This window comes from Longimicrobium sp. (genome assembly GCF_036388275.1).
In the GTDB taxonomy this organism is placed as follows: Bacteria; Gemmatimonadota; Gemmatimonadetes; order Longimicrobiales; family Longimicrobiaceae; genus Longimicrobium.
Map to the genome: position 1 here is coordinate 98,045 of NZ_DASVSF010000100.1, position 26,291 is coordinate 124,335.

The 26,291-nt window shown below is 70.6% G+C and carries 28 protein-coding genes; 1 reads left to right on the forward strand and 27 read right to left on the reverse strand.

Annotated elements, in window-relative coordinates; genetic code table 11:
- Positions 1-14 precede the first annotated feature (14 nt).
- The 13 genes from VF632_RS21400 to VF632_RS21460 all read right to left on the reverse strand — a co-directional run bounded on the left by VF632_RS21400 (position 15) and on the right by VF632_RS21460 (position 15,304).
- Positions 15-1,496, reverse strand: a complete 1,482-nt coding sequence (locus VF632_RS21400; protein WP_331024960.1) for a pitrilysin family protein — start codon at positions 1,494-1,496, stop codon at positions 15-17.
- 17 nt (positions 1,497-1,513) lie between these two features.
- Positions 1,514-2,902: a pitrilysin family protein gene (locus tag VF632_RS21405; RefSeq protein WP_331024961.1), complete on the reverse strand. Its 1,389-nt coding sequence runs from the start codon at positions 2,900-2,902 to the stop codon at positions 1,514-1,516.
- A 174-nt stretch (positions 2,903-3,076) separates the two neighbouring features.
- On the reverse strand, positions 3,077-4,231 hold the full coding sequence (locus VF632_RS21410) for a YncE family protein (RefSeq protein ID WP_331024962.1): 1,155 nt from the start codon (positions 4,229-4,231) through the stop codon (positions 3,077-3,079).
- Complete coding sequence (locus tag VF632_RS21415) at positions 4,228-6,228, reverse strand: Ig-like domain-containing protein (RefSeq protein WP_331024963.1); 2,001 nt, start codon at positions 6,226-6,228, stop codon at positions 4,228-4,230. The genes VF632_RS21410 and VF632_RS21415 overlap by 4 nt, the downstream gene beginning before the upstream one ends.
- Before the next feature lie 154 nt (positions 6,229-6,382).
- Positions 6,383-6,799 carry a nucleoside-diphosphate kinase gene (ndk, locus tag VF632_RS21420; protein WP_331024964.1) on the reverse strand — a complete coding sequence of 139 codons (417 nt, stop codon included), beginning with the start codon at positions 6,797-6,799 and terminating at the stop codon, positions 6,383-6,385.
- A gap of 7 nt (positions 6,800-6,806) precedes the next feature.
- Positions 6,807-7,745 (reverse strand): CBS domain-containing protein, encoded by a 939-nt coding sequence (locus VF632_RS21425; protein ID WP_331025141.1) that lies wholly within the window; start codon positions 7,743-7,745, stop codon positions 6,807-6,809.
- A complete protein-coding gene (sucD, locus tag VF632_RS21430; RefSeq protein ID WP_331024965.1) occupies positions 7,742-8,611 on the reverse strand; it encodes a succinate--CoA ligase subunit alpha in 870 nt (289 codons plus the stop codon). The genes VF632_RS21425 and sucD overlap by 4 nt, the downstream gene beginning before the upstream one ends.
- On the reverse strand, positions 8,608-9,750 hold the full coding sequence (gene sucC, locus VF632_RS21435) for an ADP-forming succinate--CoA ligase subunit beta (RefSeq protein WP_331024966.1): 1,143 nt from the start codon (positions 9,748-9,750) through the stop codon (positions 8,608-8,610). Before sucC ends, sucD begins: the two co-directional genes overlap by 4 nt.
- An 83-nt stretch (positions 9,751-9,833) precedes the next feature.
- A complete protein-coding gene (locus tag VF632_RS21440; protein ID WP_331024967.1) occupies positions 9,834-10,775 on the reverse strand; it encodes a carbamate kinase in 942 nt (313 codons plus the stop codon).
- A 59-nt stretch (positions 10,776-10,834) separates the two neighbouring features.
- On the reverse strand, positions 10,835-11,668 hold the full coding sequence (locus VF632_RS21445; RefSeq protein ID WP_331024968.1) for a hypothetical protein: 834 nt from the start codon (positions 11,666-11,668) through the stop codon (positions 10,835-10,837).
- 728 nt (positions 11,669-12,396) lie between these two features.
- Positions 12,397-13,791: a phosphomannomutase/phosphoglucomutase gene (locus VF632_RS21450; RefSeq protein ID WP_331024969.1), complete on the reverse strand. Its 1,395-nt coding sequence runs from the start codon at positions 13,789-13,791 to the stop codon at positions 12,397-12,399.
- Positions 13,792-13,869: 78 nt separating this feature from the next.
- Entirely contained in the window at positions 13,870-14,253 is a 384-nt protein-coding gene (locus VF632_RS21455; protein WP_331024970.1) for a RidA family protein, read from the reverse strand.
- Between the two features lie 43 nt (positions 14,254-14,296).
- Entirely contained in the window at positions 14,297-15,304 is a 1,008-nt protein-coding gene (locus tag VF632_RS21460) for a bifunctional heptose 7-phosphate kinase/heptose 1-phosphate adenyltransferase (RefSeq protein ID WP_331024971.1), read from the reverse strand.
- Between the two features lie 163 nt (positions 15,305-15,467).
- Here VF632_RS21460 and VF632_RS21465 point away from each other — a divergent pair, with 163 nt between their 5' ends.
- The gene (locus VF632_RS21465) at positions 15,468-16,139 is read left to right on the forward strand and encodes a nitroreductase family protein (RefSeq protein WP_331024972.1); all 672 of its coding nucleotides are present in this window, start codon (positions 15,468-15,470) and stop codon (positions 16,137-16,139) included.
- A gap of 82 nt (positions 16,140-16,221) precedes the next feature.
- Here VF632_RS21465 and VF632_RS21470 read toward each other — a convergent pair whose 3' ends face one another.
- The 14 genes from VF632_RS21470 to VF632_RS21535 all read right to left on the reverse strand — a co-directional run bounded on the left by VF632_RS21470 (position 16,222) and on the right by VF632_RS21535 (position 26,263).
- Positions 16,222-16,473, reverse strand: a complete 252-nt coding sequence (locus VF632_RS21470; RefSeq protein WP_331024973.1) for a hypothetical protein — start codon at positions 16,471-16,473, stop codon at positions 16,222-16,224.
- Between the two features lie 155 nt (positions 16,474-16,628).
- Positions 16,629-17,612 carry an electron transfer flavoprotein subunit alpha/FixB family protein gene (locus tag VF632_RS21475; protein WP_331024974.1) on the reverse strand — a complete coding sequence of 328 codons (984 nt, stop codon included), beginning with the start codon at positions 17,610-17,612 and terminating at the stop codon, positions 16,629-16,631.
- Positions 17,613-17,632: 20 nt separating this feature from the next.
- The gene (locus VF632_RS21480; protein WP_331024975.1) at positions 17,633-18,382 is read right to left on the reverse strand and encodes an electron transfer flavoprotein subunit beta/FixA family protein; all 750 of its coding nucleotides are present in this window, start codon (positions 18,380-18,382) and stop codon (positions 17,633-17,635) included.
- A 659-nt stretch (positions 18,383-19,041) separates the two neighbouring features.
- Positions 19,042-19,638 carry a hypothetical protein gene (locus VF632_RS21485; RefSeq protein ID WP_331024976.1) on the reverse strand — a complete coding sequence of 199 codons (597 nt, stop codon included), beginning with the start codon at positions 19,636-19,638 and terminating at the stop codon, positions 19,042-19,044.
- Between the two features lie 61 nt (positions 19,639-19,699).
- Complete coding sequence (locus tag VF632_RS21490) at positions 19,700-20,452, reverse strand: M949_RS01915 family surface polysaccharide biosynthesis protein (RefSeq protein ID WP_331024977.1); 753 nt, start codon at positions 20,450-20,452, stop codon at positions 19,700-19,702.
- A gap of 91 nt (positions 20,453-20,543) precedes the next feature.
- Positions 20,544-21,002: a hypothetical protein gene (locus tag VF632_RS21495; protein WP_331024978.1), complete on the reverse strand. Its 459-nt coding sequence runs from the start codon at positions 21,000-21,002 to the stop codon at positions 20,544-20,546.
- 166 nt (positions 21,003-21,168) lie between these two features.
- A complete protein-coding gene (locus VF632_RS21500; protein ID WP_331024979.1) occupies positions 21,169-21,714 on the reverse strand; it encodes a hypothetical protein in 546 nt (181 codons plus the stop codon).
- 111 nt (positions 21,715-21,825) lie between these two features.
- A complete protein-coding gene (locus VF632_RS21505) occupies positions 21,826-22,374 on the reverse strand; it encodes a DUF1697 domain-containing protein (RefSeq protein WP_331024980.1) in 549 nt (182 codons plus the stop codon).
- A 23-nt stretch (positions 22,375-22,397) separates the two neighbouring features.
- A complete protein-coding gene (locus VF632_RS21510; protein WP_331024981.1) occupies positions 22,398-22,799 on the reverse strand; it encodes a DUF3224 domain-containing protein in 402 nt (133 codons plus the stop codon).
- 155 nt (positions 22,800-22,954) lie between these two features.
- Complete coding sequence (locus VF632_RS21515; protein ID WP_331024982.1) at positions 22,955-23,485, reverse strand: hypothetical protein; 531 nt, start codon at positions 23,483-23,485, stop codon at positions 22,955-22,957.
- Between the two features lie 4 nt (positions 23,486-23,489).
- Complete coding sequence (locus VF632_RS21520; protein ID WP_331024983.1) at positions 23,490-24,062, reverse strand: hypothetical protein; 573 nt, start codon at positions 24,060-24,062, stop codon at positions 23,490-23,492.
- Between the two features lie 194 nt (positions 24,063-24,256).
- On the reverse strand, positions 24,257-25,372 hold the full coding sequence (locus VF632_RS21525; RefSeq protein WP_331024984.1) for a N(4)-(beta-N-acetylglucosaminyl)-L-asparaginase: 1,116 nt from the start codon (positions 25,370-25,372) through the stop codon (positions 24,257-24,259).
- Between the two features lie 86 nt (positions 25,373-25,458).
- Complete coding sequence (locus VF632_RS21530) at positions 25,459-25,962, reverse strand: DUF3592 domain-containing protein (RefSeq protein WP_331024985.1); 504 nt, start codon at positions 25,960-25,962, stop codon at positions 25,459-25,461.
- A gap of 76 nt (positions 25,963-26,038) precedes the next feature.
- The gene (locus VF632_RS21535; protein WP_331024986.1) at positions 26,039-26,263 is read right to left on the reverse strand and encodes a PF20097 family protein; all 225 of its coding nucleotides are present in this window, start codon (positions 26,261-26,263) and stop codon (positions 26,039-26,041) included.
- Between the last annotated feature and the right edge of the window lie 28 nt (positions 26,264-26,291).

Here is a 26,291-nt window from a genome sequence, read left to right on the forward strand (position 1 = left end):
CTCCGCGGGCCCGGTCAGCGGCCGCCGCTGGGAGCGGCCGGCGCCTGGGTTTCCGCGGCGACCACCTCCACCGGGTACGGGAGCTGGCGGAGCGGCGCCTCGACCACCGAACGGTCGCCTACGACCACGATCGCGAAGCGCCCCGGCTGCAGGTACTCGCGGGCGACGCGGTTCACGTCCTCGGCCGTGACCGCGGCGACGCGCTGGTTGTAGCTGTCGAAGTAGTCTTCCGGCAGGTCGTACAGGATCATGTCCTGGATGCGGCCGGCGATCTGGCCGTTGGTTTCCATGGTCAGCGGCTCGCGCCGGATGATGGAAACGCGGGCCAGGTCCAGCTCCTCCTGCGTGACGGGCCGCGAGCCGCGGATGTCCTCCAGCTCGCGCATGAACTCCACCACCGACTCGCGGGTCACCCGCGTCTCCACGCCGCCGCTCGCGACGAAGGGCCCGGCCATGCGGCCCATCTGGAATCCGCTGCCCGCGCCGTACGAGTAGCCCTTGGCCTCGCGCAGGTTCAGGTTGATGCGGCTGGAGAACTGCCCGCCCAGGATGGTGTTCATCACCAGGAGCGGAAAGTAGTCGCGGTGCACGCGGGGCACGCCCACGTGGCCGATGCGGATTTCCGACTGCGCGGCGCCCGGCTTGTCGACCAGGTAGATGCGCGTGGCCTGCAGCGGCGCCGGGTCCGACGGCGGGGTCCAGGCCCCGGGCCCGCCCCGCTCCCAGCGGCCGAACGCACGCTCCAGCTTGGGCAGCACGCTCTCCGCCGCGAGCGGGCCCACCACGATCAGGTGCGCGTTGTCGGGGCGGTAGTAGCGGCGGTGGAACGCACGCAGCGCCTCCGGGGTGGCGGCGCGCACCGAGGCCGGCGTGCCGCTGACCGGGCGCCCCATCGGGTGCCCCTGCCCGTAGACGATGCGCTGGAACTGATTGGTGGCCAGCACCGCCGGCTGGTCCTGCTGCTGAAGGAGCGCGGCCAGGCGCTGCGCCTGCACGCGGGGCCAGGCGCTCTCGGGGAACGAGGCGTTGGCCACCACGTCCGCGAACACGTCCAGCGCCGGGTCGAAGTTGCGCGCCAGCACCGACAGGGTCGCCGCCGCCGCTTCCAGCCCCGCCGCGGCGTTCATCGACGCGGCCAGAAAGCCGAGCTCGTCGGCGATCTGCTCGGCCGTGCGGGTGGCGGTGCCCTCGTTCAGCATCGACGCGGTCAGCGAAGCGATGCCCGGCGTGGTGGCCGGGTCGGCGACGCCGCCGGCGTCGGCGATCAGCTGCACCGTCACCAGCGGAGCGCCCGGGCGCTCCACGAGCCACACGCGCAGCCCGTTGGAAAGCGTCCGGCGCTCCACGTTGGGAAAGTCGTACGTCGGATTGGCCGCCGCCGTGGGCATCGTGGCCCGGTCCAGCGGCTGCGCGGCGGGCTGCACGGCGGGTGCGCACCCGGCCGCCAGGGTTCCCGCGGCCAGCACGGCCGCCGCGAGAAGATGTGCCTTGGTCATGGAAATCGCCCTCGCGTTCATCGGGAAGCCTGGAGCTGCGTCTGCCCCTGCGGCACGACGCTGAGGACAATGCGGCCTGCGCCCAGCCAGTCGAGCGACTGCTTGACGCTGCCGATGGTTACGGTGGCGTAGCGGGCGTAGTCCTGCTGGATGTACGCCGGGTCGCCGTTGAACGTGGCGTAGCTGTTCAGCGCATCGGCGCGCCCAAGCGTCGTCTGCATCCGCTGGACGAACTGCACCTCCAGGTTGTTGCGCGCGCGCTCCACCTCGCGCTGCGTGGGCCCCTCGGTGCGCAGGCGCGCCACCTCTTCGTCGACGATGGCGAGCACGCGGTCCAGGTCGATCCCCGGGCGCGCCTGCACCGTGATGCCGAACTGGCCGGCGAGTGCGCGTCCGCCCTGGTTGGCGGCGACGAACTGGGCCAGCTGGTCGCGAAGCACCAGCCGCTGGTGAAGGCGCGAGCTGCGGTCGCCGGCAAGGATGTAGCCCAGCACGTTCAGGTCGGCGTCACCCGGCTGGAAATGCGCCGGGGAGGGCCAGACGACGTACAGCCGCGGCAGCTGCACGCGGTCTTCCAGCATGTGGCGCACCTCGGACGCCAGGCGCACCGGCTGCGGGGTGGGCCGCGTGATGGGCGGGCCGGACGGGATGGAGCCGAAGTAGCGCTCGATCCACCGCCGGGCCTGCGCCGGGTCGAAGTCGCCCACCACCGCCAGCGAGGCGTTGTTGGGCGCGTAGTACTGGCGGAAGAACCCCGACACGTCCTCCATGGACGCGGCGTTCAGGTCCGTCAGCGAGCCGATGGTGGTCCACGAGTACGGGTGGCCGGCCGGGAACAGCAGCCGCGAGATGGTTTCGCCGGCCAGGCCGTACGGCGCGTTGTCGTAGTTCTGCCGCCGCTCGTTCTGCACCACGCTGCGCTGGTTGTCGAGCTTTTCCTGCGTCATGGCGTTCAGCAGAAAGCCCATGCGGTCGGCCTCCTGCCACAGCACCCGCTCCAGGAAGTTGCTGGGCACCGCCTCGAAGTAGTTGGTGCGGTCGGCGTTGGTGGTGCCGTTCAGCGTGCCGCCCGCCTCGGAGATCAGCTTGAAGTGCTGGTCGTCGCCCACGTTGGCCGACCCCTGGAACATCATGTGCTCGAACAGGTGGGCGAACCCGGTGCGCCCGGCCACCTCGTTGCCGGAGCCCACGTGGTACCACACGTTCACCGCCACGACGGGAACGGAGGTGTCGCGCGACAGGACGACGTTCAGCCCGTTGGCCAGGCGGTACGTTTCCACCGTCAGCGGCACCGGGTTGGCGATGGTGACGGTGCGGGGCGCCGTGGCGGGCTGCGCCGCGGCGGGGGCCGCCAGCCCCAGCGCGAGCGCGGCAGCGGCGGTGGATAACAGGATTGTTCGCTGCATGGGCAGTGGTGGGTTCAGGGTAAACCTCGCCGGCGAATGTGGTCCGATCATAGGACCGACCCGCTTCTCGCCGCAAACGTTGGTCCCGCGCGATTCGCGCCGGTCGATCGGAACGGAAAAGGGACGCCGCCGGCCGCGGGCGTCCCTTTTCTTCGTACCTCGCCACGGCGTCTGCTACGGTTCCATCTTCCACACGTCGATCCCGCCGGCCATCTGGCCCACGTCCACCGCCGCGACCCGCCTCCTGGCCCGGAGGTCGATCACCTCGACCGTTCCCGGCTCGGACCCCACCCCCTCCACGGAGATGAACGCGTACCGGTCGTCGGGCGAGATGGCGGCACCGTGCACCACCCGCCGCAGGGTGGGAATGCGGGCCAGTTCGCGCCCCGTCCGGGCGTCGAAGACCGACACGCTCTGCCCGCGCTTGTTCGTGGCCACCAGCAGGGCCCCGTCGGAGGTGACGGCGAGGTTATAGACCCCGTCGCCCGCAGCGATGCGCCGTACCATGCGCCAGGAGGCGACGTCCACTTCCACGATCTCGCTGCTGCGGTTGCAGGCCACCCACACCCGCGCGCCGTCCGGCGACGGCTGCGCCCAGGTCGGCGAGCAGGCGGCGCCACCCGGGGCCGGCGCGGCCATCCCGTGCCCCCCGTGGTCCGCCGGAGGTCCGCCCGCCGCCCTCGGCGCGACGGGGCCCTGCATCCCCCCCTCCGCGCCGCGGGTCAGCCGGAAATGGCGGGCCACGCCGAGCGTGCGGGTATCCACCTCCACCAGCAGGTCGTCCATCATGCAGGCGGAGTAGTGGCGCGTTCCGTCCGCGCTCAGACGGCTGCCGTGCGGCATGGTGCAGGTGGGAATGCGCGCCACCTCCACCAGCGGATCGGTGCTCACCACGCTCAGCGAGGAGGGAACGTGCTCGCCGTGCAGGTTGAAGTTCACCACGTAGGCGTAGGCGCCGTCCGGGCTCACCTGCAGGGTGGCGGGAAAGTCCCCGAGCGTCACCGAGCCCAGGACGCTGTCGCCCGCGGCGTTGAAAGCCCACAGGTCGCCGAAGGGCGTGCCGTGGCCCGTGGAGACGTACAGCCGCCGCCCGTCGGGCGAAACGTCCACCCCGTGCGGCCCCTCGGGGTCCATGACGTTCCTGCCGATCCCCACCTCCCGCTCCACGCGGGCGCCACCGGGGCCGAAGCGCACCAGCGAAAGCCGGTCGACGGCCTCGGCCGCCACCCACACGTAGTAGGTGCGCTCCGGCCCCGGCTGGGCCGCCAGCGCGGAGGGGGCGCAGACGGTCGCCGCGAGCGCCGCCGCCAGCGCCGTGCGGCGCGTCACCGTACCCCGCTCTCGGGCGCCGTCTCGATGCGGATGATCCACAGCCCGTTGTTGTTGTCGTTCACGTACGCCAGCCCGTCGCGCACCACCACCCCCCAGGTCATGGCGTGGTTCTGCACGTTCCCCTGCATGTCGCCGGTGTGCACGTGCGCGATCTCGCGTTCCTGCGCCCGCAGGTCGCCACGCAGCTCGCCACTCACGTCGAAGGCGCGGAACCCGCCGTTGTAGGCGCCCATGTACAGCGTCTCCCCATCCACCCACACGTTGTGCACGCCGCCGTACTCCGGCTCGTACCAGGCCACGGAGCGCGGGCGGGTGATGTCAGACACGTCGATCACCTGCATCCGCCCGTAGGCGCGGTCGGCCGACGCGTCGCGCGCGCCGCGGGGAGGCGTGGAGGCGAACACCTCGTCGGCGATGAACACGTAGTCGCGGTGGCGCCAGGCCGTGTGCGTGCCGCGGATGAACCCCGGCCCGCCGACCGCCTCCACCTGTCGATACAGGTCGTTCAGGTCGTACCGGTACTGCGACACCAGCTGCGGATTGGAGGGCGTGCCGCCGCGGACGCCGTTCCCCACGTCCAGGATCACCAGCCCGTCGTTCCAGTAGCTCAGGTAGGCCAGCCCGTTCTGCACGTCCACGTCGTGCAGGCTGCGCCCGGCGTTCGGACGCGGCGTGCTCCACCGCGCCACCTCGCGCGGGTTCGCCGGGTCGTCCAGGTTCAGCACGTGCAGCGCGCCCGTGCCGTTGTTGGTGAGATAGACGTGCGTTCCGTGGCGCGGGTCCTGGTAGATGAAGGCGGAGTGCACCCCCGCCGAGACCCCCTCCTTGAACTCCGAGATCACCCGCGGGTGGGCCGGGTCCTCCAACGACGCGATCACGAGCCCATCGCGGCGGTCCGACGAGCCTTCGCGCGTGTGGACCATGTAGCGCCCGTCCGGCGTGGTCATCACGTCGTTCACGCGGCGTGTGTTCGACACCATCGAGTCGGTGACCACGGGTTGCGCGGGATTGCTCACGTCGAGCACGTACAGCACGTCTCCCCCCGCGCCGGAGCCCAGGTAGGCGTTGCGGCCGTTGGGGTGCAGCCACACCTCCTCCGTCTTGAAGCGGGTGCGCGGAAGGCGCCCCACCACGGTGGCGGGGCGGCGCACGTCGCGGTGCCGCAGCGTGACCGCGGCGTCCGCCGAGTGCCGGCCCAGCAGCGCCGTCACCGTGTACGCCCGCGCCTCGTAGCCCACGAAGGCGCCGTCCGCGCCGATCGCCCCCTCCCCCGGCGAAACGCTGAAGACCGGCGTCAGCCCGGGGATCTCCCGCCCCTGCGCGTCGCGGGCCGTCACCCGGAAGCGCACCACGTCGCCGGTACGTGCCGCGTGCGTGGCGGGGGTGATCTCCAGCCGCGCCACGTTGTCGGCCACCACCTCTACCTCCACCACGCCGGATGCCGCGCCCGCGCCTGCGGTGACGCGTGCGCGGCCGGGCGCCACGGCCTGCACGACGCCGGCCTCGTTCACCCGCGCCACCGAAGGGAGGGAGCTGGCCCAGTTGAAGGCGTCCTCGCGGGAGTGGCCCGCCACGGAGAAGGACGTGGCCGACAGGCGCAGCCGCTGCCCCACCACCAGCCGCGTGCTTCCCGGGGTCACCTCCACGCGCGCCGCGGGGCCGGGAACCATCCGCACCTCCACCCGGTGCAGTGCCGGGCGGCTCCCCGGCACCAGCACCACCACCGAAACCGGCAGCGTCCCGGTGCCGCCGGAGCGCACCATCCCGATGCTGTCGACCTTCCCCTCGAACCGGCCGCCGGCGGGGCGGAACACGATGCGCGCCCCCGGCACCGGACGGCCCTGCGCGTCCAGCGCTTCGGCCCGGAGCTGCAGGGAATCGTATGCGGCGATCACCGGGGCGGCGGGGGTCACGCGGATCTGCGCGACCGGGGAGGGCGGCGCCGCCGGCTGCTGCTGGAACGCGGCGGCCAGCACGAACATCTTCAGGAGCATGGAAGGGTCTCCACGGCGGGGGGGCGGGTACACGCGAAAGGGACAGGATAAGCGGAAATCCGGCGCCCCGGCAACGGTCCCGGTTTCTCGAAGGCAAACGGGGACGCCCTCCGGCTGGAGAGCGTCCCCGTCATGTTTCCACCGAAACTATGTCTCAGCCCACCAGCTCGGTGCCGCTGAAGAAGAAGGCGATCTCGATGGCGGCGTTCTCGTCGCTGTCGGAGCCGTGCACCGCGTTGCGGCCCTTGTTCTCCGCGTACAGCTTGCGGATGGTGCCCTCCGCAGCCTCGGCCGGGTCGGTGCTGCCGATGGTCTCGCGCCACAGGGCCACCGCGTTGTCGGCCTCCAGCGCCAGGACCACGGACGGGCCGCTGGACATGAACTCCACGAGCTCGCCGTAGAACCCGCGCTCCGCGTGCACCTCGTAGAACTTCTGCGCCTGCGGAAGGCTGATCTGCGTGAGCTTCATGCCCAAAATGCGGAAGCCCGCCTTCTGGACGTGGGCGATGATGTTGCCGGCATGGCCGTTCTGCACGGCGTCGGGCTTGATGATGGCGAAAGTACGTGCCATGAGAGATCTATCCTTCGTGGTCAGGGTCTACGGGAGCCGCGGCGAACCCGAACACCTTGCGCAGGATGTCGCCGCGGGTCAAAAAGCCGGTCAGCTGCCCATCGTGCACCACCGGCAGGCGCTCGATGTCCTTGCTCACCAGCATGCCGGTCACTTCGGCCAGCGCCTGGTCTTCGGAAACGCAGATCACGGAGCGCGACATCACCTCGCGCACCCGCGTTTCCTGCCACACCAGCGCGTTGGCGTCCGCCGGGCGCTGCACGCCGGGAAGAAAGTGCCGCAGCAGGTCGCGGTCGCTCACCATCCCCAGCACCTCGCGGTTCTCGCCCACGACGGGCACCGCGCGCAGCTTGTGCTCGGCGATCATCTCCAGCACCTCCTGCACCGGCGAGTCGGGCGTGGTGCGAAAGACGCGCTGCGTCATCACGTCCCTCACCAGCAGCCGCGGCTGGATGGTGATCTCGCGGACGGACGGGATGGCCAGCACCTCGGCCGCGCTGCGCGACGCCACCAGGCGGTCGACGACGTCGTCGTGCCGAAGCACGCGCGCCAGCGCCGCCACCGTCTGCAGGTACAGCCCCGCGGCGGAAAGTGGGGCCAGCACCAGCACCACCACCTGCGCCACGGCGCCCGCGTCGCCCGGCGCCTCGGGCAGGGGCCGCGGCGCAATGCCGACGGCCACCACCAGCTCCTCCACCGCGTCGGTACGCAGGTGGGGCATCACCACGCGGTCGCCCACGTGGATCAGGTCGCGGACGCGAGTTGCGGTGAGCAGCTTGCGCAGCTTTTCGCGGTCGGGCACCGCGCCCGAGGCGACCAGCGTGCGCGCCAGCTGCGTGACGGCCTCGGGAATCGTGGCCGCCGAGAGCGGGGCGACGACGTGCTCGGGACGAAGGATCTCCGTCAGCCGAACCGCGCGCCCCGCCCGCGAGGGGGCCTCGCTCAGAGAACCTCCTGGATGAGCCCCACCACGTCCAGCGGCCGCTGGGCGACGGCGATCCCGTTGTCGCGGAAGGCCTGCAGCTTCTCCTCGGCCGTTCCCGCGCTCCCGGAGATGATGGCGCCCGCGTGGCCCATCCGCCGCCCCGGGGGCGCCGTCTGCCCCGCGATGAAGCCCACGACCGGCTTCGTCACGTGCTGCTTGATGTAGGCGGCCGCGTCCTGCTCGTCCGTTCCGCCGATCTCGCCCAGCATCACGATGGCCTTCGTCTCCGGGTCGGCCTCGAACGCCGCCAGGCAGTCGATGAACGACGTGCCGTTGATGGGGTCGCCGCCGATGCCCACGCACGTCGTCGTGCCGATCCCCGCGCCCTTGAGCTTGTAGACCACCTCGTAGGTCAGCGTGCCGGACTTCGACACCAGCCCCACCGGCCCTGGCTGCGTGATGTGGCCGGGGATGATCCCCACCTTGCTCTTGCCGGCCGAAAGCAGCCCCGGGCAGTTGGGCCCCAGGAGCCGCGCGCCCTTGTCCAGCACGTACGGACGGACGCGGGTCATGTCGAGCACCGGCACGCCCTCGGTGATGCAGACGATGAACGAGATGCCGGCGTCGGCGGCCTCGAACATGGCGTCGGAGGCGAAGGCCGGCGGCACGTAGATGACCGACGAGTTGGCGCCCGTCTCCTTCATCGCCTCTTCGACGGTGTTGAAGATGGGCACGCTCCCCTCGAACGTCTGCCCGCCCTTCCCCGGCGTGACGCCCGCGACCACGTTGGTGCCGTACTCCATCATCTGCTTGGCGTGGAACGAGCCGTCACGCCCGGTGATGCCCTGTACGATGAGTTGGGTGCTCTGATCGATGAAGATGCTCACTGGGCCTCCCCCTTGGCCAAAGCGACGGCCTTCTGCACGGCCTCGTCCATGTCGGTCATCGCGGCGAAGCCGTTCTCGGCCAGGATCTTCACGGCGATCTCCTCGTTGGTGCCGGTAAGGCGAATGACGATGGGCACCTTGATGTCGATCATCTTCGTCGCCGTCACGATGCCGTTCGCCACGTCGTCGGTGCGCGTGATGCCGCCGAAGATGTTGAACAGGATGGCCTTCACCTGCGGGTCGGTGGTGATGATCTTGAGCGCGTTCACCACCTTCTCGGGGTTCGACGAGCCGCCGATGTCCAGGAAGTTGGCGGGCTCGCCGCCGTAGTACTTCACCAGGTCCATGGTGGCCATGGCCAGCCCGGCGCCGTTCACCACGCAGCCGACGTCGCCGTCGAGCTTGATGAAGGTGAGGTTCGCCTCGCGCGCCAGCACCTCGGCCGGGTCCTCGGACGATTCATCGCGCAGCGCCTCGATCTCGGGCAGCCGGAAGAGCTCGTTGTCGTCGATGTTGAACTTGGCGTCGATGGCCTTCACCTCGCCCGAGGGCGTGGTGATCAGCGGGTTGATCTCGGCCAGCGAGGCGCCCGCCTCGATGAAGGCCTTGTACAGCTGCTGGAGGATCCTGGCCGTGGCGCGAACCTGCTTGGGATCGCTGTACAGCTTGGTCGCCAGCAGGTGGGCCTGGTGGGGAAGGAACCCGTAGCGCGGGTCCACCGCCATCTTGGTGATCTTCTCGGGATCGGTGGCGGCCACCTCTTCGATGTCGATGCCGCCGGCGGCGGAAACCATCCACACCGGCGCCTTGCTGGCGCGGTCCAGGATGATGCCCACGTAGGCCTCGGTGGCGATGTCCTCGGCGGGGGCGATCAGCACCTTCTCCACCGTGAGGCCCTTGATGTCCATCCCCAGGATGGCCGCGGCCTTGTCGCGCGCCTCTTCGGGGGTGCTGGCGAGCTTCACGCCGCCGGCCTTGCCCCGGCCGCCCACGTGCACCTGCGCCTTCACCACCACGGCGCCGCCCAGCCGCCGGGCGATCGCTTCTGCCTGCTCGGGCGTGGTGGCCACCTCGCCCATGGGGACGGGAACCCCCTGTGCGGCGAGCAGCTCCTTCGCCTGGTATTCGTGGATGTTCACGGACGATCCCTGTTCGGGTTTAACAACAAGTGCGTGAGTGCGTGAGTGCGTGAGTGCGTTTCGACGCGGTGTTCACTCCCGCACTAACGCACTACCTCTGTTCCCGCCTGCCCCGCCACCGCTTCCCTGCCCTGGTCCAGCCGCGCGATGATGGCGCGGGTGCCTCCCCGGCGCACGAATTCGGCCGCGGCTTCCAGCTTGGGCGCCATGCTGCCGCTTCCCAGCCCACCGCCGGCCAAAAGCTCGTCCGCCTCGTCCACCGTCAGCCGCTCGATGGCACGCTGCTCCGGCGTGCCGAAGTCGCGGTACACGCGGTCGACGTCGGTCAGGATCACCAGCACGTCGGCGCCGATGTCGCGGCCCAGGATGGCGGCGGCGCGGTCCTTGTCCACCACCGCGTCCACCCCCTCCAGCCCGTACCGCGGATGCTCGTACACGGGGCACCCGCCGCCGCCCGCCGCGATCACCAGGTGCCCTTGGGCCACGAGGGAGCGGATCATCTCGCGCTCCACGATGGCCGTCGGCCGGGGGCTGGGGACCACGCGGCGCCATCCGCCCTTCGCCTCGGCCACCGCCCCGCCCAGCTCGGCGGCCAAGCCGCGGGCCGTCTCCTCGTCCATCGTGCGGCCGATGGGCTTGGTGGGCCGCCGCAGCTCCGGGTCGTCCGGATCCACCAGCACCTGCGTGACCATCGTCACCACCTGCCGGTCCACGCCGCCCGCGCGGAGCGCGTTCTGCAGCGACTGCTGGATCATGTAGCCGATCCACCCCTCCGTCCCCGCCACCAGCACGCCCAGGGGAAGCGGGGGAACCAGGTGCCGCGACTGCTCGTTGCGGATGAGCTCGTTGCCCACCTGCGGCCCGTTGCCGTGCACGATGGCGATCTGCCATCCCTCGCGCGCCAGCTCCACCACGGCATGCAGCGACTCGCGCGTGTGCCGGAACTGCTGGGCGATCGTCCCTTCTTCGTCCGGCTGGGCCAGCGCGTTGCCGCCCAGCGCGATCACCACGGTCTTCTGCGCCACGAACCCTCTGCAGCGGGGCGACATTCTACGCCTGCCGCAAAGGGGCGGCAAGCTGGGGTTTACGCCGTGGCGGGCGGGCTCGACGCGTCCACCCGGCCGCCGAGCGCGGCCACCACCTCCCGGGCCTCCGCGTCGCGCCCGGCGGGCACGGGAACGCGGATCTTCTCCCCCGAATGCCCCTTGCGCGTGCTCCAGCTGATGCTGAACTCCAGCAGGGGCGGCTTGGCCTCGGTGTCGTACCGCACGCCCTGGAAGCTGTACGTGTCATTCGAGAGCACGTGGTACTTGCCGTTGAGCAGGATGGCCGAGCCCGTGATCACCGCCTCGCCCGGCGCGGACTCGTTCGCCTTGCGGGCCAGGTAGGCCCTGCCCAGCAACCCGCCCGCGACGGCGACGCCCACCAGCCCGGCGGCGGCCATCATGGCATTCCCCTCGTCGCCGCCGCCCCTGCCGCTGCAGTAGCCCACCAGCAGGAGCAAGGTGCCGACGACGATCGCCTCCAGCCGTCGGCGCTTCCACTCGGCTTGCGTGTACTCGCGCCACTCGTCGGCGGTGTACGTCCATCGCGCCAGCACCAGCTCGCCGGACTGCAGGGCGACGCCCGGGCCGGACGGGATGGGCGATCCGTGCTCCATCGGCGGCGCGCCGACGGCGTCGCGCATGTCGCGCTGGTGCTCGCGCTCCACCAGCACGGCGCGGCGCCACTGCTTCCACATCTTCACGCCGCCGTACAGCATGCCCGCGCCACCCGCCGCCATGGCGACGAACACCATGCGCATGGGCCCGGTGTCCGACAGCGAGCCCACGACGCCCAGCGGCAGCGTGATGACGGCGCCCCACAGCACCAGCAGGGCCGCCACCGCGTTCAACGGACTGGACGAGTTCACCGCCATGCCGCGCGCTCCTGCTCAGGAGGAACGGGTTCGCACTGATACTTGAAGTGTACCCCCTCTCCCACGCTGTTTGTGGGAGAGGGTGGCACGCATGTCAGCGCGGCCGGGTGAGGGCCCCCGCGGAGCCGAGGCCCAGGCATCCGTAACCGCTGCCGCGCCCGACCGAGTACGCACCCGCGGCTAGATCCTTCGGCCCGCGAGGCTCGGCATGCGGGTCAGTACGGCGCGCCTGGGCCTCAGGATGACAGGGCTTGGAGGCGCCACCCGGACACCCGGGAACGCCCCACACTGGCTCCCTTCCCCCGCGCAGTTTGCGGGGGAAGGGTTGGGGATGGGGGGCGCCGGCCCGAACACCGAACCTGGCCCGATGCACCACCCCCGAAGTGTACCCCCTCTCCCACGCTGTTTGTGGGAGAGGGTGGCACGCGTGTCAGCGCGGCCGGGTGAGGGCCCCCGCGGAGCCGAGGCCTCGGCTTCAGTGATCGCTGCCGCGCCCAACCGAGTACGCATCCGCGGCTGGATCCTTCGGCCCGCGAGGCCCGGCGTGCGGGCGAGTACCCTGCGCCTGGGCCTCAGGATGACAGGGCCTGGATCGCGCACCCGACCTCTGGGACGCCCCACACTGGCTCCCTTCCCCCGCGCAGTTTGCGGGGGAAGGGTTGGGGATGGGGGGCGCCGGCCCGAGCACCGAACCTGGCCCGACGCCCCCAAACCCGGTGAGGCCCCCGTCAGTGCCCGACCGACGGCCCCCCGATGCCCTCGCCCTGCAGCCAGCCTTCCATCGTGGAGCGGATCTCCTGCAGCCGCTCGGCGGAGCGCGCCTCGTAGCGCGCCACCAGCACCGGCTCGGTGTTCGAGGCGCGGATCAGCCCCCAGCCGTCGCCGAACAGCACGCGCGCGCCATCCACGTCGATCACGTCGTGGTCCTTGCGGAAGTGTTCCGTCGCGCGGCCCACGATCTCGAACTTGGTCTCTTCCGTGGCCGGGTAGCGCAGCTCGGCGGTGGAAACGAACTGCGGGAACTCGGCCAGCCAGGCGCTGAGCGGGCGGCCGCTGCGCGCCACGATGTCGATCAGCAGCAGCGCGCCGTACAGCGCGTCGTCGAAGCCGTAGTAGTCGTCGCCGAACATGATGTGGCCCGACAGCTCGCCGGCCAGGAGCGCGTGCTCCTCCTTCATCCGCTCCTTGATCAGCGAGTGGCCGGTGGCGTTCATGAGCGCCACGCCGCCGTTGCTTTCCAGCACCTCGGTCAGCTGCTGCGAGCACTTGACGTCGAGCACCACCTTCTGCCCCGGCCCGTGCTTCTGGAGCAGGTCCAGCCCGTACAGCAGCAGCAGCGTGTCGCCCCGGACGATGCCGCCCTGGTCGTCGATGGCGCCGATGCGGTCGGCGTCGCCGTCGAAGGCCACGCCCAGGTCCGCCCCCGTCTCCTTCACCTTGGCGATGATGTCGACCAGGTTCTTGTCGACCACCGGATCCGGGTGGTGGTTCGGAAAGGTGCCGTCCGACTCGCAGAAGATGGGGATCACCTCCACGTTCGGCCCCAGCGCGCGCAGCAGCTCCACCGCCACGATGGAGCCGGTGCCGTTGCCGCAGTCCACGACCACCTTGATCGGCCGGTCGATGGTGAACTTGGCCGCCAGCACCTGCACGTACTCGCCCAGCACCTCGCGGTTCTCCACCGCGCCCTCGCCAGACTCGTAGTCGCTTTCGGCGATCATCCGGCGGATCTCCTGGATGGAGTCGCCGAAGATGGAGCGCCCGCCCAGCGTCATCTTGAAGCCGTTGTACTGGGGCGGGTTGTGCGAGCCCGTCACCTGCAGCCCGCCGTCCAGCCCCCAGTGCGCCACGCTGAAGCTGTGCGCCGGCGTGGGCACCAGCCCCACGTCCACCACGCGCGCGCCCGCGGCCACCATGCCGCGCGAAACGGCGTCGGCCAGCTCGTTGCTGGTCAGGCGGTTGTCGCGGCCCAGGGCCAGCACCGGCTGGTCCTTGCCCAGGCGGCGGCGCGCCAGCGAGGCGTAGGCGCGGCCGATCTGCTCGGCCACCTGCGCGGTGACGTCGGGTCCCACCACGCCACGGATGTCGTACTGACGGAAGATATGCGGATTGACGGTCGTCATCGGTGCCGGCTCAGGCTTTGGGTCCAGGAAAAAACACGGCGCCCCCCGCCGCCGGGGGGCGCCCGTTCACTGCTACAATTAGCGGTCCAGCAGAACGGCGACGGCCTCGATCTCCACCGCCACGTCGCGCGGAAGCCGCGCCACCTGCACGGTGCTGCGCGCCGGCTTGTGCTCGCCGAAATGCCGCTCGTACACCTCGTTCATCCCCACGAAGTCGTTCATGTCGCGCAGGAACACCGTCGTCTTCACCACGGTGGAAAGGTCGGCGCCGGCCTCGCGCAGGATGGCGCCCAGGTTCTTCATCACCTGGTCGGTCTGCGTACCGATGTCGCCTTCCACCAGCTGCATGGACGCGGGATCGAACGGCACCTGCCCCGCGGTGAAGACGAAGCCGCTGGCGATGATCCCCTGGCTGTACGGGCCGATGGCGGCCGGTGCCTGGTCGGTCTGAACTCGTTGCATGGCAGTGCGTGAGTGCGTTTGTGCGTAAGTGCGAAAGAACGCGTCAGCGGTCTTCCGTGCGGCGGCCGTCGGGCAGCATGGCGCGAAGCTCGTCCGGCGTCACCACGGCCACGCCGTCCTTTCCCACCTCGATGCCGGCCGCCAGGTTCGCCAGCACGGCGGCTTCCTCGATCGTGGCGCCCGCCGCCAGGCCCACGGCGACGAACGCCGTCACCGTGTCGCCTGCGCCGGATACGTCGTACACCTGCCGCGCGACGGTCGGAATGCGGAGCGTTTCGCCCTGCTCGGAGCGCAGCGCCATGCCGTGCTCGCCCAGCGTCAGCAGCAGGTGCCGGGCGCCGACCCGAACGCGGGCTTCCTCCAGCCAGGCGTCGTCATCCGCCTTCAGCGGCTGCCCCAGGGCGGCGCTCAGCTCCACCGCGTTGGGCTTGAACACCGTCGCCCCGCCGAACTCGAAGAAGTTGCGGAACTTGGGGTCCACCACGCTGGGGATGCCCGCCTGGGCCGCGGCCTCGAGGGCGGCGCGGATCACCGAGGGCACCAGCACGCCCTTGTTGTAGTCTTCCAGCACCAGCGCGTCGCACTCCGCCACCGCCTCGCGCACGGCGCGCGCCAGCTCGGCCGCGCAGTCGCCGCCCACGTCGTCGTCGCGCTCGCGGTCGAACCTCACCACCTGCTGGTGCCGCGCAACGACGCGCGTCTTGGTGGTCGTCGGGCGGCTGGCGTGCTCCACCAGCAGGGGGCGCACGGTGCCGCCGTGCAGCTCCGTCAGCGCGGCGCGCACCTGCAGCCCCGCCGCGTCCGCGCCCACCATGCCGATGAGCGCGCAGTCCACGCCGAGCGCCACGACGTTGGCCGCCACGTTCGCGGCACCCCCGAGCGCCAGGCGCTCTTCGGTGACCTGGACCACGGGCACGGGCGCTTCGGGGGAGATGCGCGACACGGCGCCGACGAGATAGACGTCTAGCATCAGGTCGCCTACCACCGCCACGCGCAGCCCCCTGCACCGCTCCAGGATCTCTTCCAGCCGCGCGCGTGTCAGCCGCTCCATCCCGCCCTCGTTCAGCCCCCGTGCAGCACCCGGCCACGGCCAGGAAAAGAGGCGGGCAATTTAGACACTCGGCGGAACGGTGTCAAAGGTGGCCCGGCAGACGGCACAGGCGATATTATCGGCCGAGTCCCCGGTCCTCCCCTGCCCTGACGCCGCCGCCGACGTGAATCCCGATCGCGCATTCGTCCCGCTGAACTTCGAGAGCCGTCCCGAGGACGAGATGCTTCGCCGTGCGGGCGAGTTCTACGCGGAGATGAACCGGCGGCGCACGACTCGCCACTTCGCGGACCGGGCGGTGCCGCGCGAGCTGATCGAGTACGCGATCCGCACGGCAGGCACGGCTCCGTCCGGCGCGCACCAGCAGCCGTGGACCTTCGTGGTGGTGGGCGACGCGGAGATGAAGCGGCAGATGCGCGAGGCGGCCGAAGAGGAGGAGCGCGTCAACTACCGCGGACGAATGCCGCCCGAGTGGCTGCAGGCCCTGGCGCCGCTGGGGACGGACGCGCTGAAGGAGCACATTACCACCGCGCCCTGGGTGGTGGTCCTTTTCCGCCAGCGACATGGGGTGAATGCGGACGGGAGCCAGCGCACCCACTACTATTCCACGGAAAGCTGCGGGATCGCGGCGGGGCTGTTCATTGCCGCCGTGCACCAGATGGGGCTGGCGACGCTCACCCACACGCCGTCGCCGATGGGCTTCCTCTCCGAACTGCTGGAACGGCCGGCGAACGAGAAGCCCTTCCTGCTGATGCCCGTGGGCTATCCCGCCGCCGACGCGCGCGTGCCGGACCTGTTGCGCAAGCCGCTGGACGAGATTTCCGCCTGGTTCGAGTAGCGCGAGAAGCCGGGACGAACAAAGACGCGGGGCCGGACCCACGGTGAGGTTCGACCCCGCATGTCGTTGCGCCGTCAGCAGATCACTCGCGGGCCTTGTCGCGCTTCGACAGCTTGCCGATCTCGATGTGCACGGCCGTGATGTCGCCCGCCAGCTCCGACATCTCTTCGGTAATGTCGAGAATGGCGCGCACCCCGTCGCCCCACACCTGGCCCACGTAGCAGTCGCCCGCCTTGAAGAGCACCCGCTGCGCCTCTTCGAGCATGTCGACGGCTTCCCAGATGATTTCCCGGGCCTTTTCCAGGTGGTCCGGCGCGGTGAGGTCGTCGCTCATTGTGGCGTGGGGCGGGTTCGATAGCGGGGATGCCCGTCTGTGGAGCTATACGATAGCACGGCGGAACGCGGCGCGCGACTCCCGCACGTGACGAGGAACGAAAGGGGCGCGGCCAGGCCGCGCCCCTCGCGTTCGTCATCACCCGCTGCGACGGCTCACGCCATCATCTTGCGGACCTCTTCCGTCATCCGCGGAAGGATCTCGTTCAGGTCGCCGACGATGCCGTAGTCGGCCACCTTGAAGATGGGCGCCTCGGGGTCCTTGTTGATGGCGACGATGTAGCGCGACGTGCGCATCCCCGCCAGGTGCTGCACGGCCCCGCTGATGCCCACGGCGATGTACAGCGTGGGCGACACCGTCTTGCCCGTCTGCCCCACCTGCTCGGCGTGCGGGCGCCAGCCGGCGTCCACCACCGCGCGCGACGCGCCGACGGCGCACTTGCCCCCGAACGCGGCGGCCAGGTCGTCGAGCAGCTTGAAGTTCTCGGGCGAGCCCAAGCCGCGGCCGCCGGAGACGATGATGGGCGCCTCGCCCACGTCCAGCTTCTCCGCGGCGCCCGCCTTGATCTCGCGGACGATGGCGCCGAAGTCGGCCGTGTTGATGGAAACGTCCAGCGCCTGCACCTCGCCCGCCTTGGCGTTGTCGCCGGGCAGGAACACGTTCGGGCGCAGCGACAGCACGGCGGGCTTGCCCGTGCACGCCACCTGGGCGTTCAGCTTGCCGGCGTACTCGGGGCGCGTGGCCACGATGTCGCCGCCCTGCACCTCGAGCGCGGTGCAGTCGCTGGCGTAGCCCACGCCCAGCCGGGCGGCCACGCGCGGCGCCAGGTCCTTGCCCATGGACGTGGCCGGGAAGAGCGCGGCGTCGCAGCCGTGCTGCTGGATGAAGTTGACAATGACGGTGGTGTAGCCCTCGGCCGAGTAGGTGCCGAACGCCTCGGCCTCGCCCACGAACACCTTGTCGGCGCCCACGCGGCCCAGCTCGGCCGCGGCCGCTCCGATGCCGGAGCCGCCCAGCACCACGGCGTGCACCTCGGTGCCCAGCGCATCGGCCAGCTTGCGCGCGGCGGTCACCACTTCCTGCGAAACCTTGCGGAGTTCGCCGTCACGCGTTTCGGCGAACGCGAAAATGCCTGGCATATGAGTAGTTCCTCTCGCCTTTAGATGACCTTGGCCTCTTCGCGCAGCAGCCGCAGCAGCGCGGGCACCGCGTCGGCGCCTTCGCCCACGATGCGGCCGGCCTGGCGCTCGGCGGGATAGCTGAGCTTGCGCACCTGCACCCCGGAGTCGCCCGCGGTGGCGTCCTTCTGCTCCAGCGGCTTCTTCTTGGCCGCCATGATGCCCTTGAGCGACGCGTAGCGCGGCTCGTAGGCACCCTTGGTGAGCGTCAGCGCGCAGGGAATCCTGAGCTCCACCACCTCGTGGCCGCCCTCGATCTCGCGGTTCGCCGTCACCTTGCCGTCGGCCACGCTGAACTCGGTGACCGCGCTGGCGCAGGGAATTCCCAGCAGCTCGGCGGTCATGGGCCCCACGGCCTGCAGGTCGTCGTCGATGGCCTTCATCCCGAAGAGCACCAGGTCGTACTCGCGGCCCTTGATCTCTTCGGCCAGGGCGCGCGCGGCGGCCAGGCCCTCGGGCTTGGTGTCGGACTTGAGCAGGACGGCGTCGTCGGCGCCCATGGCCAGGCCGGTGCGCAGCGTCTCCGCGCTCTCGCTGCCCCCTACCGTCATCACCGTCACGCTGCCGGCGCCCGCGGCTTCCTTGTGCTTCAGGGCGGCCTCGACGGCAAACTCGTCGTACGGGTTCAGGACGAACTTGATGCCGGCGGCATCCACGCTCTTTTCGTCGCCGGCGATGCGAACGCGCGCCTCGGTGTCCGGGACGCGCTTCACGCACACGATGCTCTTCACGCGCATCTCCCTTGAGTCGATGGTACGTCCCGGCCGTCCGGCGGCTCGGGAGCCGGGGATTATACCGCGTGTCGCGTGGATCGGGCAACCCGGCTCCCTTCCTTCCGTGAGCAGATGAATCTGCCGCAACAAAAGCAGGAAGCCTCCCCAAACCCCGGGGAGGCTTCACCTGCACGCACGCCGAAGTCGCCGAGTGCGCTCAGGTTTGGTGTGTACCCCCTCTCCCACGCTGTTTGTGGGAGAGGGTGGACGCGTGTCAGCGCGGACGGGTGAGGGCCCCACGGCAGCCGAGGCCTCGGCTTGGGTGACCGCTGCCGCGCCTCGGTTAGTTCGTGCCCCAGGCTAGATCCTTCGGCCCGCGAGGTTCGGCGTGCGGGGCGAGTGCCGCGCGCCGGGGCCTGAATAGAAAAAGTCCAGTTCGTCCAAATCATAAACGGCGCCCGCGAGCCCTTTTCATCCCTCAGGGTCGGCCGGAGGACGGTGAAAGACTCAGGATGACAGGCTCTGGTGCGGCTTGAAGGTTGGGGAGACGCCCCGGACTGGCTCCCTTCCCCCGCGCAGTTTGCGGGGGAAGGGTTGGCGATGGGGGGCGCCGGCCGGCGCACGGGGCTCAGCCTGACACGCCCGGTGTTGTGTGACGGATCCCGAAGCGCGCCCCGTTACTCCTGGGGCCGGATCGGCAGGTCGAACTGGCCCTGGCCGATGTTGATGGTGTTCTGGAAGCCGGGATTGTCTGCCCGGACCGCCACCGCCTGGAAGGTGCCCTTGATCCGCAGGCGCGTGCGCGAAACCACCTCCACGGCCCCCAGCGCCAGGACGTAGCTCTTGGCCATCAGCTCGGAGGGATCTCGCGTGTTGGGCAGATCCGTCGCGGCCACGTCCGGAACGAAAATGCCGATGCGGCACTCCGGCGCCGGCTGCTGCTGGCAGGCGGTGGGATTCAGCTGCAGTGTTCCCTTCTCCGCGTCGCCCAGCAGGAGCGCGAATGCATCTCCCCGCCCCGCCCCGCGCGCCTGGAACGCCACGAGGGCGATGCTCTCCTCCTCGCGCACGGCCGTGGCGCCGGTTTCCGCCGCCGGCACCGTCCCCGGCTGCGCCTCGATGGCGCCCGTGGCCTGGAACGTTCCGCTGACCGCGCCCTGGTAGCTGAAGCTCAGGGTGCCCACCGGATCGAACTCCTCGGACTTCGACGGGCTGTCGCACCCGCCCAGTACGGCGGCGCCGAGGGCCATCGCCAGATACAGCTTACGAAACATCCTCGCTTCTCCTGCGTCGAGTGGGACTGCCCGGCGCGGCACCTTCCGCGCCACGCGCCGCTCAGTGGTCATGCTCATCCATGTCCGATGCCGCCGGGTACTCCGGCTTCACGAAGCGCTCCCACTGGGCGAGGGCATACGACCGCTGCCTGGCGTGCGCTCTCCCGAAGGCGGGATCGACGTTCCGGTCGCCCCCCGAGTACTCGGACTTGCCGAGCACGGCCGACAAGTCGGTGGTGCCGCGGATGGCGTACTTGGCCTGGCCCTCGTGCATGATCAGCTTGAGCGTGGAGGGGCTGACGTCGCTCGTGCAGGTGAGCGTGTACAGAAACGTGCTCTCGCCCACGCCGTCGTGGTCCAGGTCCGTCACCGAGAGACTGCCCTTCACGAACCTGGCGGTCAGGTCCCAGCCGCAGGTCCGCTCGAAGTCCGTCACCAGCCAGAGCCGCTTCCACGCAGCCCCGTTGCGGGCGAAGTGGTAGGCGCGTATCTCGGCGTCACGGCATGGGTGATCGACGTCGCACTCGCCGGCCGCCGGGAACTCGCCCGTCTCGGCCAGCACCACCACGTTCTCGCCGTTGGCATCCCGCCACCGGGCGCCATCTACCACGTCGCCGGTCACGTCGGCGTTCGGGGGCAGCGCCTCCGGATCGAACGAGAGCACCTCCAGGGCTGCCACCTCGGCTGAACGGACCCGTTCCGCCGTGTCGGCGGCCAGCGAGCGGCGGGCATCGTCCTCGGAGGCGGGCTCGCACCCGAGGAGCGCCGCGGCGGCCACACAGCCGAATACGCGGCAGGAGGCATGAATCGACATTCTCATTTTCTGTTGAGATGGAGTGAGACGGGCGAGCCGTGCGGGAGAAGACCCGCCCGGCTCATGATGAAGAGATGGGACGGCGAGACTGCTACCGCGGGGCGGGCTGCAGGCGCGAGGCGATCAGGCGCTCCAGGTGGCCGGTGCTGGTGCACGTCACGTCGTTGCCGGCCGTGTCGCGCGGCCGCGCGGTGGCCTCCAGAACGGTTTGCACCCGCGTGGCGGCCGGCGCTTCGGCATTCAGCTGCGTGGTCATCGTGAGCGTGACGGCGTACGCGTCGGCATTGGGGAGCGACACGGTGTGACCGCAATCCAGGAAGCGCGCCAGGCGCTCGCCGTTCACCCGGCGCGGCATCGTCGCGGGCCCCATGCCGAAGCGCCGCTGCCCTGGATCCACGATGCCGGCCCCGGACAGCCCCAGGCCCTCGTACACGCCGGGGAGCGCCGCCCAGGCCTGCTCCACGGGCGCCAGCACCACGCTGCTGTGCGCGTGCGGGCGAGCGGCCACCATCCGCACCTCCGCGCTTCCTCCCGGTGTTTCGATGATCACCGTGCTCATCCGCTCTGGCCCGACGGGAACCTGGGATGCCTGCGGAGCACAGGCGCAGAGCAGGACCAGAGGCAGGATGGCCGATCGAGGCATGGATGGAATCATCGGGTGAGCGTCGTGAGGGGCACGGGGCGCGAGCCGGTCCCGCCCGTGAGAGCCACTGCCCTCAGGGGGCGCGCTGCAGTTGCCGGGCGATGCGCCGCTCCAGCTCGCCCGTGCTGGTGCACAGCACCGGGTTGCCTGACATTTCGCGCGAGCGGGCGGTGCCCTCCACGAGCGTCTGTACGCGGGTGATGGCCGCGCCCTCGGCGACGAGCTGCGTGGTCACCTGCAGGCGGACGGCGTACGTATCCGCATTGGGGATGAGGCGCGTGGAGCCGCAGTCCACGAACCGCGACAGCGGCGAGTTGTCCAGGCGCCGGGGCAGCGTCGTCGGTGCCACACCGAACTGCCGCGCGGCCTCGTCGATGACTCCGGCCCCCGTCAGGCCCACCGCGGCATACGCGCCGGGAAGCGCCGCCCAGGCGCTATCCAGCGGAAGCAGCACGTTGGCCGTCCGCGGCTCGGCACGCGAACGGACGCTCGCCTCGACCATACCATCGTTGGCGGTCGTCAGGGCAACGGTGCTCACCCGCTCCGGCCCGCGGGGGGTTGGAGCCTGGGCGGCACAGCCGGCGAGAAAGAGCAGGAGAAAGCCGCTGGATCGTGTCATGGAAGGGTCTCGGGAGGATGGGTCGCCGGGAGGAGACGAGGGCGAGTGCCTCGCCCGGACGCTACGCGGATTCCGCCCGCCGCGCAAGCGCCGCGGCGGCGCAGGGCCTTCTTACTGCGCGGGATGGTGGACCAGCGCGTGGAGCTTGAGCATCGTCGCCCAGTTTCTCGACGTCGCCGCGTCGCGGAGCACCTTGCCGGTCGCCTCGGGCAGCTTGCTTGGCAGAATGCCGTCCGGACACCACACGTACGCGAAGCGGCCGGCGAGCGCCAGGCGATCCGTGCCCCAGTCCTGGTCCATCAACGGCTCCAGCTTGCGGCGGTCGGCGGGATCGTAGAGGACGGTCACCAGCAGCCGCGACGCATCGAGCACCTCGTCGCGCCAGGGATTGCCATCCACGGCTTCCCCGATCTCCCGCGCGGTAAGCACCACCACCCGCGAAGACACGCCGGTCCGCTCGCGAAGCGCATCCTCGATGCGCCGCGCCGCGTCGTCCGGGTCTGCTCCAGGCGCGGTGAAGACCACGTTGCCGCTGTTCAGCAGCGTGCTCACGTCGCCGTAGCCGAGGTCCGCGACCAGGGCGCGCAGGTCGGCCATGGCGATGCGCTTGGCCTTGCCCACGTTGATGCCGCGAAGCAGCGCGACGTGCCTGTCCGGCACCGGCATCCCTGCCACGGTGGATGTCAGGACTCGGCGCGAAGCTCGTACTCGAACTCGTACGAGTGCTGCCCGCCCTCGATGATGATCTTCATCGACCCCGAAAGCCCCTCCAGCTCCCCCGTGGCCGAGTCCGGCACCACCGTAAGCGCCAGCTGCTGCACGCCGCGGTTCATGGTGCCGCTGTGCTGCAGGACGAAGGTGCCGGCGCGTCCGTTCAGGGTTCCGTCCACCCGCTCCATCGCCACGTACCCCGCCGAGCCCTGCACGGCGGTGCGATGGGCCAGCATCTCGCCCTTGCTGGTGGCCTGCAGGTCGCCCTGGAACACCTTGTCGATCGAGAGCCGCCCCAGCCCCGACTCTTCGAACGTCACCGCCTGCGGCGCGAGCTTCACTTCGAACGTTCCAGCTGCGTGGGTGGTCGGCATAAGGGTACGTGTAAATGGGATCCAACAGGCCAGCCCGGGGCCAGCAAGGTACGTCGTTGCCGGCCCTGTGCAATGCCCCCAGGGAGGCGAACGTGCAGGACACGAATGCCATACCTGCGTCAATCGGTGCCGCACCTGGCGCGTGACGCCTCGGATCAGGGGGAGGGAGGCGCAAACCGGAAGGTCCGTACGATACCCAGGAACAGGTGCTGGTCCTCCGGCCGGCGGCCCTGCCCCGTGAATAGCTGCGAGTACCCGAACACGTTCATGCGGGTGGAATCCGGGACAGGCCAGGCGTGCACGCTGTACGTCCCTGAACGGTAGCGGGTGACCAGGTACACGCGACGGCCCTGGATCGTTGCGTAGCACTCGCGGGTCCACGACCCGTCGAGCCCGTCCGCCCGAAACGACTCTTCGGCCCATACGCCGCCCGAGAGGCTGATCCGGCGGCCGCGCGAGCGCCACGCACGCCCACCGTGCAGGAACCGGGCGGACCCATCGGGCGCGAACCCCGGAGGCAGGAGAAAGCTGGGCTCCACGCCCACCCTCGTCCACCCCGCCGTATCCCGGGGGAGGACGGCGGCACAGGGGTCGACGGGCGGAGCGGGCGGGCGCCTGGGGAGCGCACACCCGCCCAGGAGCACGCCCGCCGCGACGACCAGGCGAATGCCGGCCGCTCTGCCCATTCCGTCAGAGCCGAACCGTGTACGAAACCCGGACCTGCGCGCCATCGCCCGGCACGATCCGCAGCCCGCCGGCCGAGGCGCCGGACGCGCGCGAGGCGGACACATCCCGCCACTCGCTCGTAGGCACCAGCAGCCCGATCACGGTGCCGCTGGCCAGCCCGATGGTCCCGAGAAGCGTTGCACCGAGCGCCATCTCTTCTTCGCGGCTGAAGATCTCCCACTCGTCGGGGCCGGGGTTCTCGTGCTCGTAGTCCCCGAGAGCCGCACCGAGCACCACGCCGGCCGCCAGGCCGATCCCGCCGCCCCGCAGCACGGAACGCCCTCGGGCGGCGCCCGTCCGGAGCTGCACCCGCTGAACGTCGGCGCAGCGGACGGACAGGAGCGACTGGCCGGGCACCGTCACGGACAGCGCGGTGTCTGACGGCTTGGAGGATTCGGCCACCACGTACGTGTTCGCCCCGGGCGCGTGCAGGCGTACCGTGGCGCCGGCCTGCAGCGCCGGGCAGGCTCCCTGCGCGGCCAGGGTGGAGGGAACGACGGAGAAGGCGAGCAGGCCCAGCATGTAGCGGATACGCATTCGGCAATCTCTGGCTGGTGAACGGGAACCCGCGTCACCGCACCCTTCCACGGTGCCCGCGAGTGGCGGTGGCGGCCACAACATCCGCCGCCGCACGCCTGACTCTACACTGAGCGGCCACTCATGCGCAACCAGCCCCGCCGGTGCGCCGCGGGGCTGGTGGTGGTGTGTCTACGGAATCCGCGGCGCGCGCGCTACTGCGCCGTACCCTGCAGCAGCGGCACCAGCGGCTCGTCGCGCGGGCCGTTCTCGTCGCACACGGCGTAGGTGCCGCCCGGGTACATGCTGACGCCCGCGTGCTCGCCGCGCGCGTTCAGCACGTAGAACTGGATGCCGAAGTTGGGGGTTCCCCGCTCGTTCAGCAGCCGGCGCTCCACCGTGTTCTGCACGATGCGCTTCAGCCCCTCCATCCCGGCGTCCCGGGGCGACATGCCGCGCCGCAGGTTCTCGACGATCAGGTACGACGTCAGGTTGTACAGGTTGGCCTCGCCGCGGCCCGTGCTCCCCGCCGCGCCCACGCCATTGTCCACGTACAGCCCCGCGCCCAGCACCGGCGAGTCGCCCACGCGGCCGGGGATCTTCCACGCCAGGCCGCTCGTGGTCGTGCAGCCGCAGATGTCGCCCGCCGCGTTGATGGCGTTGCAGTTGATCGTCCCGTAGTAGTGGTGCGGATCGATCAGCCCCTCGGCCACCATCTGCAGCCCCGCCTCGTGGCCGGCCTGCGCGCGCTTTTCAGGGTCCAGGAAGCGCGCCGGGTCCGTGCGCCGCTTCCACTCCAGCCACAGCCGGCGCGACTCGGGGGTGTTCAGGTCGTCCTCGATGGTGAATCCCAGCTGCCGCGCGAACCGCTGCGCGTGTTCGCCCACCAGCAGGTGATGGTCGGTGTTCTCCATCACCGCCCTGGCGACGAGCGAGGGCGTGCGGACGCCCTCCAACGCCGCGACGGCGCCCGCGCGCCTGCGGGGCCCGTGCATCACCGAGGCGTCGAGCGACACCACGCCCTCGGCGTTGGGCAATCCGCCGTAGCCCACGCTGGTGTCGGCCGGGTCAAGCTCGTTGAGGTTCACCCCCGCGATGATGGCGTCCAGCACGTCGGCGCCAGCCGTCATGCGCGTGAACGCCGTCTCCACCGCGGCCATGCGGCCGCCGTTGCGGATGTGGTTGCCATTGCCCGACGCGATCACCACCGGCCGCGCGGCGGAGCGGACGATCACCGCGGGCGCGCCGGCCAGCGGCACGGGGAGCGCGGCGGCCACTCCGGCCGCGGCGCCGGTGCGTACGAAGTCACGGCGGCTGATGGGCGTGCTCATGGACACTCGGGCGAGAGGAGTGGGGCAGATGGATTGGATAGCAGCCTACGCAAGCGGGGGCGCGGCAGCAAGCGGAGCAAGGCCGTTCACGCCACGTGCGGCGGACCCTCACGCGACCGGCGTCCAAAGTACACACCCCCGGACAGGAGGGTGATCGAGACCAGGAAGACGGGGACGGCACCGTACTGCGGTTCGCGAAGGAGAAACGCATCCCCGTGGTGCACCTGGTCGTGGTATGCCGTGACCTGATCGCCCGGCGCAAACCGGCTGGCAAGGTCCCATGCCCAGCTTTCGCTTCCAAGCGTCCGGATCGGCGGCACGCGCGTGTCGGCGTACAGGGGAGCGTCGGCAGGATAGCGGTAGTGCACCACCGGCTCCCAGGCGTTCTTGCCGCGGCCGCGCTGCACGACGTCCGTGGAGACCACCACCGCCTGCACGGGCACGTACGTGCGCAACCGCCACCACTGCATCCAGAGCGCCGACCCGGTGGTCCATGCGATGAGGATGAGAAATGCTACAACCGGCGCGAAGAAGATCCAGGTGCCCAACCCGGTGGGAATGCGAATGGAGAAACCACGTTCACCGCTCATGGGCTGGTCGGCTGGGGGATCGATGGGGCGCAGGGCAGCGCCAGGCACGGAGGACACGCACATGTAGCCGGTCCGGTCACCCCTCCGGCGCGAAGAGGCGAACCTGGGTGCAGCCGGGACAGCGCCACGCGTACACCGCAAGGCGGCGGCGCCCCTTGAGCTTGACACCCCACCAGAAGCTCTTTTCCGGCGCGCCTTCCACCCACTGCCCGGCAGACAAGGGGCTCTGCCCGGGAAGGCCGTTCAGCAGAAAGCCGCCCTCCATGCGGCGCTGGCAGTCGGGACAGACAGGTTGGGCCATGGGAGATTTGGAGTGGGGGGCGAGGGTG

Excerpts from the sequence above, each read along its gene's own strand:
- VF632_RS21400 (WP_331024960.1), bottom strand. The coding sequence starts at position 1,496 with ATGACCAAGGCACATCTTCTCGCGGCGGCCGTGCTGGCCGCGGGAACC.
- VF632_RS21405 (WP_331024961.1), bottom strand. The coding sequence starts at position 2,902 with ATGCAGCGAACAATCCTGTTATCCACCGCCGCTGCCGCGCTCGCGCTG.
- VF632_RS21415 (WP_331024963.1), bottom strand. The coding sequence starts at position 6,228 with ATGCTCCTGAAGATGTTCGTGCTGGCCGCCGCGTTCCAGCAGCAGCCG.
- ndk (WP_331024964.1), bottom strand. The coding sequence starts at position 6,799 with ATGGCACGTACTTTCGCCATCATCAAGCCCGACGCCGTGCAGAACGGC.
- VF632_RS21445 (WP_331024968.1), bottom strand. The coding sequence starts at position 11,668 with ATGGCGGTGAACTCGTCCAGTCCGTTGAACGCGGTGGCGGCCCTGCTG.
- VF632_RS21450 (WP_331024969.1), bottom strand. The coding sequence starts at position 13,791 with ATGACGACCGTCAATCCGCATATCTTCCGTCAGTACGACATCCGTGGC.
- VF632_RS21455 (WP_331024970.1), bottom strand. The coding sequence starts at position 14,253 with ATGCAACGAGTTCAGACCGACCAGGCACCGGCCGCCATCGGCCCGTAC.
- VF632_RS21460 (WP_331024971.1), bottom strand. The coding sequence starts at position 15,304 with ATGGAGCGGCTGACACGCGCGCGGCTGGAAGAGATCCTGGAGCGGTGC.
- VF632_RS21470 (WP_331024973.1), bottom strand. The coding sequence starts at position 16,473 with ATGAGCGACGACCTCACCGCGCCGGACCACCTGGAAAAGGCCCGGGAA.
- VF632_RS21475 (WP_331024974.1), bottom strand. The coding sequence starts at position 17,612 with ATGCCAGGCATTTTCGCGTTCGCCGAAACGCGTGACGGCGAACTCCGC.
- VF632_RS21485 (WP_331024976.1), bottom strand. The coding sequence starts at position 19,638 with ATGTTTCGTAAGCTGTATCTGGCGATGGCCCTCGGCGCCGCCGTACTG.
- VF632_RS21490 (WP_331024977.1), bottom strand. The coding sequence starts at position 20,452 with ATGTCGATTCATGCCTCCTGCCGCGTATTCGGCTGTGTGGCCGCCGCG.
- VF632_RS21500 (WP_331024979.1), bottom strand. The coding sequence starts at position 21,714 with ATGACACGATCCAGCGGCTTTCTCCTGCTCTTTCTCGCCGGCTGTGCC.
- VF632_RS21510 (WP_331024981.1), bottom strand. The coding sequence starts at position 22,799 with ATGCCGACCACCCACGCAGCTGGAACGTTCGAAGTGAAGCTCGCGCCG.
- VF632_RS21515 (WP_331024982.1), bottom strand. The coding sequence starts at position 23,485 with ATGGGCAGAGCGGCCGGCATTCGCCTGGTCGTCGCGGCGGGCGTGCTC.
- VF632_RS21520 (WP_331024983.1), bottom strand. The coding sequence starts at position 24,062 with ATGCGTATCCGCTACATGCTGGGCCTGCTCGCCTTCTCCGTCGTTCCC.
- VF632_RS21525 (WP_331024984.1), bottom strand. The coding sequence starts at position 25,372 with ATGAGCACGCCCATCAGCCGCCGTGACTTCGTACGCACCGGCGCCGCG.
- VF632_RS21530 (WP_331024985.1), bottom strand. The coding sequence starts at position 25,962 with ATGAGCGGTGAACGTGGTTTCTCCATTCGCATTCCCACCGGGTTGGGC.
- VF632_RS21535 (WP_331024986.1), bottom strand. The coding sequence starts at position 26,263 with ATGGCCCAACCTGTCTGTCCCGACTGCCAGCGCCGCATGGAGGGCGGC.